This is a genomic window from Streptomyces bobili (genome assembly GCF_002154575.1).
GTDB lineage: Bacteria > Actinomycetota > Actinomycetes > Streptomycetales > Streptomycetaceae > Streptomyces > Streptomyces bobili.
Genome location: NZ_MUBA01000077.1, coordinates 1 through 9,188 on the forward strand (window position 1 = coordinate 1; position 9,188 = coordinate 9,188).

The window sequence follows — 9,188 nt, forward strand, 5'->3', positions numbered from 1 at the left end:
GGACGGGACGGGGCGGCGGGGGCGGGAAAAAGGCTGGGGGCACCGCCCCTCACCCGAACACGCCCCCTTCGCCGAAGGCACTCGCGAACCGTTCCCCCATCAGCCGATGAGTAGCCGCGTCCGGATGCAACTGATCAGGCAGCGGCAACTCCTCCGCGTCCCCCTCCCCGTACAGCTCCCGCCCGTCGAGGTAGTACAGCCGCGGATCATCGGCAGCCCGCTCCCCGACGATCCGCGCCAGCTCCTCCCGGATCACCCGGAGGGTCAGCTTCCCGCCGGCCACCTCCGCCGGATCCCCCATGGGCACGAACCGCAGCATCCCCTGCTCCAGCCCCCGGAAATCGGGCGCGCTGGGCCCGGGAGTGTCCTCATGCATGGGACACAGCACGGGCGACACGACGAGCAGCGGCGTACGAGGATGCCCCTCCCGCACGGTGTCGAGGAACCCGTGCACGGCGGGCCCGAACGCCCGCAGCCGCATCAGATCCAGATTGACGAGATTGATGCCGATCTTGACGCTGATCAGGTCGGCCGGGGTGTCCCGCAGGACGCGCGCGACGAACGGGTCGAGCAGTGCGCTCCCGCCCAGCCCCAGATTGACCAGCTCCACCCCGCCGGCGCGGGCGGCGACCGCGGGCCAGATGCCGGTCGGACCGGCGGCGTCCGAACCATGGCTGATGGAGCTGCCGTGGTGCACCCAGACCCGCCGGTCCGTGGCGCCCGCGGGCTCCACGGGCGCGTCGGTGCGCAGGGCGACCAGCTCGGTGGTCTCGTTGTGCGGCAGCCAGATCTCGACGTCCTTGGCGCCCTCGGGCAGATCCGTGAAGCGCAGCGTGCCAGGGCGGCCGGGCCGCCACTCGGAGCCGCCCGTCATCATGTCGACGACCAGGACGTGCCCCGCCGACACGGTGCCCCGGCCCGCCGGACGCCCGTCGACGACCAGGTCGTAGAACCCGTCCGGCCGGGGCGGGGCACCCACGTACTGCCGCTTGGTGGGAAGCGTGTCCAGCTCGATGGCGGTGGCCCGGGTACGGAAGGCCAGCCGGACGCCGGACGGCTGGGACTCGGCCATGGCCAGCTGCCCGTCGGCGCACTGGGCGCGGGCCCAGGCGGGCAGGCGGTGCGGCAGCAGCCCGTGCTCGGTGCGCTCGGTCTCCAGGGCGCCGCGCAGGAGGCCGGCGGTGACGGGGGTGGTGATCCAGTGGATCTCGGGAGCCATCGCTTCAGCCTGCTTCCGTGGCCGGCCAGTTCCGCAGCAGCGCGTCGAGCGCGTCGAGGATGCGGGTCCAGGACTCCTGGGAGTCGGGGGCGCTGTGGCTGAAGCCGCCGGCCTGTTCGAGGGTGACGTATCCGTGGAAGACGCTGCCGAGCAGCCGGACGGCGTGGGTCTGGTCCGGTTCGGCGAGGTCGTAGCCCCGCAGGATGGCCCGGGTCATCTGGGAGTGCCGGGCCCCGGCACTGGCGGCGGCCGCCTCCGGGGTGAGGCGGAACTGCGCGGCGGCATAGCGGCCGGGGTGGTCGCGGGCGTAGTCGCGGTAGACGTCGGCGAGGGCGGTGAGGGCGTCCTTGCCGGAGCGTCCGGCCAGCGCCGCGGAGCCCCGGTCGGCCAGTTCCGCCAGGGCCAGCAGGGCGATCCGCGTCTTCAGGTCGTGCGAGTTCCTCACATGCGAGTACAGGCTCGCGACCTTGACGTCGAACCGGCGGGCCAGCGCCGAGACGGTCACCTGATCAAAGCCGGCCTCGTCGGCCATCTCCGCGCCCGCCCGGGTCAGCCGCTCCGGGGTCAGGCCTACGCGTGCCATGACACTTCTCCAGGTCCTCTCGCCGGTCAGCGGACATCAGTCTGCATCTGACTAAAGGTATTAGGCAAACTCGCGCATGGCTTAGCCCGGTGGCGACGATGAGTTACGCGAGCCCGGCCGGTCTACCCCCCGTGGACGCGACGACACCCCCCGTACTCACCCTGGCCGGCCCCCTCGCCCGGAGCCAGGTGGCGGGATTCTGCGACGACCTGCGGGGCCTGCTGAAGGGCGCCGCGGGCGGCCTGGTCGTCTGCGAGGTGGCCGGGCTCGGGGCACCGGGGCTGACGGCCGTCGACCTGCTGGCCCGGCTCCAGCTGACCGCCCGCCGGAGCGGGGGACGCATACGCCTGCGCGCCCCCGACCCCGCGCTACTCGCCCTGCTCGATCTCGTCGGCCTCCGCTTCGAGGTGGAGGGGAACCCCGAACAGCGGGAACCACCGCTCGGTGTCCAGGAAGAAGTGGAATCCGGTGAGGCGGCCGTCTGAGATCTCCAGGACCTGCACCGCCCAGGGCGTGTAACCGCCCTTCTCCGGGTCGGGCTTGTACTGCGCGAAGCCCGGCAGACCGTTGACCTGGACCGGCAGCAGACGCGAGCCCTCGCAGGCCGAGCCGATCGTCGTCATGAAGCCCGCGATGTCGTCGTGACCCGTGAGCCACAGGTCGAACGGCGGCATCGTCATGATGGCGTCCTCATGGAGGAGCGCCGTCAGCGCCGACATGTCGTACCCCTCGAAGGCGGCCACATAGCGCTCCAGGAGCTTCTGCTGCTCCTCGTCCAACGGGTCGGACACCGCGGCCTCGGCACCGGAGTCGGCGCGCTCGGCGAGGGTCGCACGGGCCCGCTGGAGCGCGCTGTTCACCGAGGCGACCGAGGTGTCCAGCAGCTCGGCGACCTCGCTCGCCCGCCACGCCAGCACCTCGCGCAGGATCAGTACGGCCCGCTGCTTCGGCGGCAGTTGCTGGAGCGCGGCCATGAACGCCAGCCGCACCGACTCCTTCGCCACGGCGGCCTCCGCCGGGTCCTCGACCGTGGGCAGCACGCGCGCGTCGGGCATCGGCTCCAGCCAGGTGTTGTCCGGGCGGGGCGAGAGCGCCGCCTTGGCGAGCGGCGTGGACTCGGAGAGGTCCATCGGACGGGCCCGCTTGTTGCCCGCGTTCAGCATGTCCAGGCAGACGTTCGTCGCGATGCGGTACAGCCAGGAACGCAGGCTGGAACGGCCCTCGAACTTGTCGTAGCTCCGCCAGGCGCGCACCAGGGTGTCCTGCACCGCGTCCTCCGCCTCGAAGGAGGAACCGAGCATGCGGTAGCAGTACCCCGTCAGCTCGACCCGGTGCTTCTCCAGCCTGGCGTCGAGGTCGTCCACCGTCGCCGTACCGTCACTCATCGTCGTCCACCCACCCCTGTGGCCGTTCTGTCACGCGCCTGTGCGCCCCAGTACCTCGGAAGCTACCGCAGCCCACTGACAATGGCCCCCCGAGTCGACAAACCAGCAGGTCACAAGGGGGTGGTGAGGGCGCCCCCGAAAGGGCACGCCCCCGAAGGGGCACCCCTGGGCGCCGGGGGAGCGGAACGGTCTCAGTACGCGGCGGCCGGCGACTGCCGGCGCGCCGCCCGCGTCCCGAACACCGTGATCGTCACGACGCCGAGCACCGCCAGGATCCCCACGCCGACCGTGCCCGCCCAGCCGCCCGCGTGGAACGCCACCGCGCCCACCGTGCTGCCCGCGCTGGAGCCGATGTAGTACGCGGACTGGTAGAGCGCCGAGGCCTGCGCGCGGCCCGTCGTCGCCGTCTTGCTGACCGCCGAGGACGCCACCGCGTGCCCCGCGAAGAAGCCCGCCGTGATCAGCACCAGGCCCAGCAGGACCAGGGGGAGCGAGTCCGCGAGGGAGACCAGCAGGCCCAGGGCCGTGGTGCCGCCCGCCAGGTACAGGGACCCGCGCCGGCCCAGCCGGCCGACCAGCCGGCCCGCCGTCGACGCGGACACCGTGCCCACCAGATAGACCAGGAAGATCGAGCCGACGATGCCCTGCGGCAGCGAGAACGGCGCCTCGGTCAGCCGGTATCCGATGACCGTGTAGACCCCGCCGAAGACGGTCATGAACAGCGCGCCGATCGCGTACAGGCGGCACAGCAGCGGGTCGGCCAGGTGGTCGCGGACCGTGCGGGCCAGTACCGCCGGGCGCAGCGAGCCCGGCGTGAAGTGCCGCGGCGCCGGCAGCAGCAGCCGGAAGGCGATCGCACAGGCCACCGCGACCGCGCCGATCACGCCGACCGCGACCCGCCAGCCCCACTCCTGCGCGACCCAGCCGGTGATGACCCGGCCGCTCATCCCGCCGACGCTGTTGCCCGCCACGAACAGGCCGATCGCGGTGATCAGGGCACGCGGCCGGACCTCCTCCGCGAGATAGGCGGTGGCGGACGCCGGCAGCCCGGCCAGCGCCGCCCCCTGCAGAGCCCGCAGCACCACCAGCGAGCCCAGCGACGGCGCGAAGGGGACCAGCAGACCCAGGGTCACCGCGACCGCCAGCGAGCCGGTCATCACCGTACGGCGGCCGTAGCGCTCCGACAGGGCGCTCATCGGCAGGACGAACAGGGCCAGCCCGCCGGTCGCCGCCGCCACCGTCCAGCTCGCGTCGCTCGCCGAGACCCCGAACTCGCCGGAGATCAGCGGCAGCAGCGCCTGCGTGGAGTACAGCAGGGCGAAGGTCGCCACGCCGGCCAGGAAGAGGGCGAAACTCATCCGGCGGTAACCGGGACCGCCCGGAGCCATCAGGGAGTCGTGGGGGGAGCGGGGGGAGACGGCGGCGGGAACGGTCGGGACGGCGTCCACGCTGGTGGACGCCCCGGTACTGGCGGGAGACATGCCTCGAACGTACGGACCGCCCCGCTCATCCGTCCAATGCATGGAATCGTCATAATCGTTCCCATGGCGCATCAGCACAGGTCACAGGGTCAGCTGTCACCGTCCGGTGACACGGAAGACATCGTCACACTGCTCGCCCCGCGGCTCGCGTACTTCGCGGGAGTCGCCCGCACCGAGCACGTCACGCGAGCCGCGCAGGAGATGCAGGTCCCGCAGTCCACCCTGTCGCGGGCCATGGTCCGCCTCGAACAGGACCTCGGCGTCGACCTGTTCGCCCGCCGCGGCCGCACCGTCTCGCTCACGCCCGCCGGACGCACCTTCCTCACCTCCGTCGAACGCGCACTCGCGGAGGTCGAACGCGCCGCCGACGAGGTCCGCGCCGACGCCGACGCGGCCACCGGGAAGGTCGCCTTCGGTTTCCTGCACACCATGGGCGCCGAGACCGTCCCCGGCCTGATCCACGCCTTCCGCGCCGACCACCCCTGGGTCCGCTTCAGCCTCGTCCAGAACTACGGCGAGGCCATGCTGGAGCGGTTGCGCGCCGGCGAACTGGACCTGTGCCTGACCTCGCCCGTCCCGGTCGCCCCCGATCTCGTCGGCCGCCGTCTCGACGAACAGAAACTGCGCCTGGTCGTCCCCGCCGACCACCGCCTCGCCGCCCGCCGGCGCGTCCGCCTCGCCGAGGCCGCCGACGAGGCCTTCGTGACCCTGGAACCCGGCTACGGCCTGCGCCGCATCACCGACGACCTCTGCCAGGAGGCCGGCTTCCGGCCGCGGATCGCCTTCGAGGGCGAGGAGGCGGAAACCCTGCGCGGCCTGGTCGCCGCGGGCCTCGGCGTGGCCCTGCTCCCACCCCCCGCCGTGCCGCGTCCCGGCGTGGTCGAACTGACGGTCACCGCACCGAGAGCGGCCCGCGAGATCGGCGTCGCCTGGCTGGACGGCCACCCGGACACACCCCCGGTGGCGGCCTTCAAGAAGTTCCTGCTGTCGAGAAGGGGCAACCTGCTGCCGTAGCAGGACTGCTCCCGCCTACGGCCTACCGCCGCAACGACCGGCCGAATCCGGAGGCCAGCGGCATCCGCAGGCCCAGCGGCGGCGGGGCCGCGAGCGCGTCCTCGACCGGCCGCGAGAACCCTCTCCCGAACAGCACCCCCATCACGAAGTCCTCGCAGAGGGAGAGCACTTCGGCCCGGTGCTGGTGCAACCCATGCCCGTCGGAGTGCACTTCGAACCGGCACACGTCCCGGTTCGCCTTCTTCGCCCGCGCCGCCAGCCGGAACGACAGCTCCGGATCGGTCCGTTCGTCGTTGGTGCCGTGCACGATCAGCACCCGCCGGCCCACCAGCTGCTTCACCGGTTCGGGTGGCACCGCCACGTCCTCCTCCGGCAACCAGGGGGCGACCGCCAGAACGGAGCTGACGGCCTCGTGGCCACCCGCGTGCAGGGCGGCCCGCCCGCCCATGTCGACGCCGGCCAGGCACACGGGGACGTCCCCGTAGAGCCGTACGATCTCGTCCGCCGCCCAGGAGGCGTCGGCGGCCAGGTGGGCCTCGGTGCCGTTCCAGCCGCGGTAGCGGTACTGCACCACATGGACGGCCAGCCCCTCCTCCCGTCCCGCGCGGGCGAGTTTGCGCCCGAGGGCGCGGACGGAGGTGCTCGGCCACAGGGGTGAGGGTCTGCGAGCGGAGATCTCCTCGCCCTCCGGGAGCAGCAGTACCGCCCCGCTCACCGACTGCGGCTCCGGACCGATGGCCTTCCCCAACCTGGCCGACCGAAGCGGCGTCGCTTGCTGTCCCATGACAGAACAGTGTCAGAAGCGCCGGTGTACTCCACCCGGCCGTGCGGTCACCGTTGCGTATCGACCGAGTTGCCCACCGAGCGATCTACGCGCGTAGGGGTTACGGTGCGAAAATGACGAGCCAGAGCATCCAGAAGGGCGCCGTCCCCGGCCCGGAGCAGATCCGCCGGGCGCCCAAGGTTCTGCTGCACGACCACCTCGACGGCGGGCTGCGTCCCGGCACGATCGTCGACCTCGCCCGGGACACCGGGTACACACGGCTCCCCGAGGCCGACCCCGACAAGCTCGGGCTCTGGTTCCGGGAGGCCGCCGACTCCGGGTCCCTGGAGCGGTACCTGGAGACCTTCTCCCACACCGTCGGCGTCATGCAGACGCGCGAGGCCCTGGTGCGCGTCGCCCGCGAGTGCGCGGAGGACCTCGCCGAGGACGGCGTCGTCTACGCCGAGGTGCGGTACGCCCCCGAGCAGCATCTCGACGCCGGCCTCACCCTCGAAGAAGTCGTCGAGGCCGTCAACGAGGGCTTCCGGGAGGGCGAGCGGCTGGCCCGCGCGAACGGCCACCGGATCCGCGTCGGCGCCCTGCTCACCGCGATGCGGCACGCCGCCCGCTCGCTGGAGATCGCCGAACTCGCCAACCGCTACCGCGACCTGGGCGTGGTCGGCTTCGACATCGCCGGCGCGGAGGCGGGCTACCCGCCCACCCGGCATCTCGACGCCTTCGAGTACCTCAAGCGCGAGAACAACCACTTCACCATCCACGCGGGCGAGGCCTTCGGGCTGCCGTCCATCTGGCAGGCCCTCCAGTGGTGCGGTGCCGACCGGCTCGGGCACGGCGTCCGCATCATCGACGACATCGAGATCGCCGAGGACGGCTCGGTGAAGCTCGGGCGGCTCGCCTCGTACGTCCGCGACAAGCGCGTCCCGCTGGAGCTGTGCCCCAGTTCCAACCTCCAGACCGGGGCCGCCGCGTCGTACGCAGAGCATCCGATCGGACTGCTGCGGCGGCTTCATTTCAGGGCCACCGTGAATACGGACAACAGGCTCATGTCCGGCACCAGTATGAGCCGGGAATTCGAGCACCTTGTCGACGCGTTCGGTTATGTGCTCGACGATCTCCAGTGGTTCTCCGTCAATGCTATGAAGTCAGCATTCATTCCTTTCGATGAACGGCTGGCCATGATCAATGACGTGATCAAGCCCGGTTATGCGGAGCTGAAGTCCGAATGGCTGTTCCAGCAGACCGCCTCCACCAGCGGTTCCCTGGACGGCTGAGGTCGAATTTCCGGTAATTCCGGCCTCCGGGTGCGGACGGGTCTTCACGATCCGTCCGCATTTCGTTGTTTGCGGTGAGCGGTGTCCCGTGTTTACGGTCGTGGACCGCTCAGTTTCCCCGTATTCGAGGACGCATTCATCATGAAGCAGTCTGCAGTCAAGACCCTCGGTGTCGCCGCCCTCGGCGCCGCCTTCGCCGCCGCCGGTGCGGGCGCCGCCAACGCCGCCCCGGCCGTTCCGGACGCCACCCAGGCCCTGGACGGTGTCACCAGGACGCTGCCGGCGGAGAGCGTCGCCCAGGCGCTGCCGGGCGCCGGAGACGCCCTCGCGCAGGCCCAGCCGGCGGTCGGCGCGGGTCTGACCGCCGTCCAGCCCGTCGCCCAGCAGCTGCTCGCCGAGGGCCCCACGGCCCCCGTCGCGGGTCTGCTCGGCGGCCTGCCGCTGCAGGGCCTGCCCACGCACGGGCTGCCGGTCAACGGGATCCCGCTCGGCTGACCCTGCCCCCCGTGTACGCCGTCGGGGCGCGCCCTTGTTCTTCGGGCGCGCCCCGACGGCGTTTCGCGTTCACCAGGCCGTGCGTGCCTTGCCCTCGGAGGGCAGGAAGATCCACAGCCCTATGTAGAGCAGGAACTGCGGGCCCGGCAGAAGGCAGGAGAGCAGGAAGATCACGCGCATGGTCGTGGCCGACGTGCCGAAGCGGCGGGCCAGCGCGGCGCACACTCCGCCGATCATGCGGCCGTGGGTGGGGCGGGCGAGGCTGCTGGACATCTGCGGCTCCTCTTCGTGAGCGTCGGTCCGGGGCGGGCCCTGATGGCTGCCCCTTTCTGACCACAACGCTACGAAGACGAAGCGGATGAAACGTCGCTCTACGGGGCGATACCGACCCTGGGAATCGTCGGGGTCAGACCCTGAGCCTGCTCCTCCTGACCCGCCGGGGGGAACGTGCGCCGTGCACCGCGCCGGCCCAGCCAGGCCCGTGCCGCCGGGACCAGCGCGGCGTGCGTCAGGGCCACGCCCACCGTGTTCATCAGCACCGAGTCGATGTCGACCACCCGGCCGGGCACGCCCGTCTGGAGCAGGGCGATCGCCAGGGACAGCAGGGCGCCCGCGGTGACCGTGCGCACCAGGGAGGCCAGCGGGGCGACGGCCCGTCTGCCGTGGGCCAGCGGGAGGAGGACTCCCAGCGGGGCCAGCAGGGCCAGGTCCTCGCCGATGCGGCGGGCCGCCTCGGGCCAGCCCAGCCGGAGGTCGGCCTGGATGCCTGCGAGGGGGTGCAGGTTGGTGGGCATCACCCAGGGGACGTCCAGTGGGCGCAGCGTGAGCCAGGCTACGAACAGGAGATGTGCGACCAGGAGAACACTCCCGGCCGCACGGATGCGGATCACGGCGCTGCCGCCGATGCCTTGACGCTGCACGCTCCCCTAGACGCGAGGGGTGGCGGGATCGGTTCC

At 71.9% G+C, this 9,188-nt stretch carries 11 protein-coding genes; 4 read left to right on the forward strand and 7 right to left on the reverse strand.

Annotated elements, in window-relative coordinates:
* Positions 1-49: 49 nt before the first annotated feature.
* Both BZL64_RS07375 and BZL64_RS07380 read right to left on the reverse strand, forming a co-directional pair.
* The gene (locus tag BZL64_RS07375) at positions 50-1,219 is read right to left on the reverse strand and encodes a GDSL-type esterase/lipase family protein (RefSeq protein ID WP_086767318.1); all 1,170 of its coding nucleotides are present in this window, start codon (positions 1,217-1,219) and stop codon (positions 50-52) included.
* Positions 1,220-1,223: 4 nt separating this feature from the next.
* On the reverse strand, positions 1,224-1,802 hold the full coding sequence (locus BZL64_RS07380) for a TetR/AcrR family transcriptional regulator (protein ID WP_086767320.1): 579 nt from the start codon (positions 1,800-1,802) through the stop codon (positions 1,224-1,226).
* A gap of 98 nt (positions 1,803-1,900) precedes the next feature.
* Here BZL64_RS07380 and BZL64_RS07385 point away from each other — a divergent pair, with 98 nt between their 5' ends.
* Positions 1,901-2,287: an STAS domain-containing protein gene (locus BZL64_RS07385; RefSeq protein WP_143663032.1), complete on the forward strand. Its 387-nt coding sequence runs from the start codon at positions 1,901-1,903 to the stop codon at positions 2,285-2,287.
* On the opposite strand, the gene BZL64_RS07390 is transcribed toward BZL64_RS07385, so the two are convergent.
* Together BZL64_RS07390 and BZL64_RS07395 are read right to left on the reverse strand one after the other, a co-directional pair.
* Positions 2,171-3,187: a sigma-70 family RNA polymerase sigma factor gene (locus BZL64_RS07390; RefSeq protein ID WP_086767323.1), complete on the reverse strand. Its 1,017-nt coding sequence runs from the start codon at positions 3,185-3,187 to the stop codon at positions 2,171-2,173. The genes BZL64_RS07385 and BZL64_RS07390 overlap by 117 nt on opposite strands.
* A 191-nt stretch (positions 3,188-3,378) precedes the next feature.
* A complete protein-coding gene (locus BZL64_RS07395; RefSeq protein WP_086767325.1) occupies positions 3,379-4,668 on the reverse strand; it encodes an MFS transporter in 1,290 nt (429 codons plus the stop codon).
* Positions 4,669-4,731: 63 nt separating this feature from the next.
* Here BZL64_RS07395 and BZL64_RS07400 point away from each other — a divergent pair, with 63 nt between their 5' ends.
* Positions 4,732-5,682: a LysR family transcriptional regulator gene (locus BZL64_RS07400; protein WP_086767327.1), complete on the forward strand. Its 951-nt coding sequence runs from the start codon at positions 4,732-4,734 to the stop codon at positions 5,680-5,682.
* Between the two features lie 22 nt (positions 5,683-5,704).
* On the opposite strand, the gene BZL64_RS07405 is transcribed toward BZL64_RS07400, so the two are convergent.
* A complete protein-coding gene (locus tag BZL64_RS07405; RefSeq protein ID WP_086767329.1) occupies positions 5,705-6,466 on the reverse strand; it encodes an alpha/beta hydrolase family protein in 762 nt (253 codons plus the stop codon).
* Positions 6,467-6,579: 113 nt separating this feature from the next.
* Here BZL64_RS07405 and BZL64_RS07410 point away from each other — a divergent pair, with 113 nt between their 5' ends.
* Entirely contained in the window at positions 6,580-7,737 is a 1,158-nt protein-coding gene (locus tag BZL64_RS07410; protein WP_086767331.1) for an adenosine deaminase, read from the forward strand.
* A gap of 141 nt (positions 7,738-7,878) precedes the next feature.
* A complete protein-coding gene (locus BZL64_RS07415) occupies positions 7,879-8,232 on the forward strand; it encodes an ATP-binding protein (protein ID WP_086767333.1) in 354 nt (117 codons plus the stop codon).
* Positions 8,233-8,301: 69 nt separating this feature from the next.
* On the opposite strand, the gene BZL64_RS07420 is transcribed toward BZL64_RS07415, so the two are convergent.
* Positions 8,302-8,505 carry a PspC domain-containing protein gene (locus tag BZL64_RS07420; RefSeq protein WP_086767335.1) on the reverse strand — a complete coding sequence of 68 codons (204 nt, stop codon included), beginning with the start codon at positions 8,503-8,505 and terminating at the stop codon, positions 8,302-8,304.
* Positions 8,506-8,603: 98 nt separating this feature from the next.
* Positions 8,604-9,152, reverse strand: coding sequence for a VanZ family protein (locus BZL64_RS07425; RefSeq protein ID WP_086767337.1), 549 nt, complete (start codon positions 9,150-9,152; stop codon positions 8,604-8,606).
* Positions 9,153-9,188 lie beyond the last annotated feature (36 nt).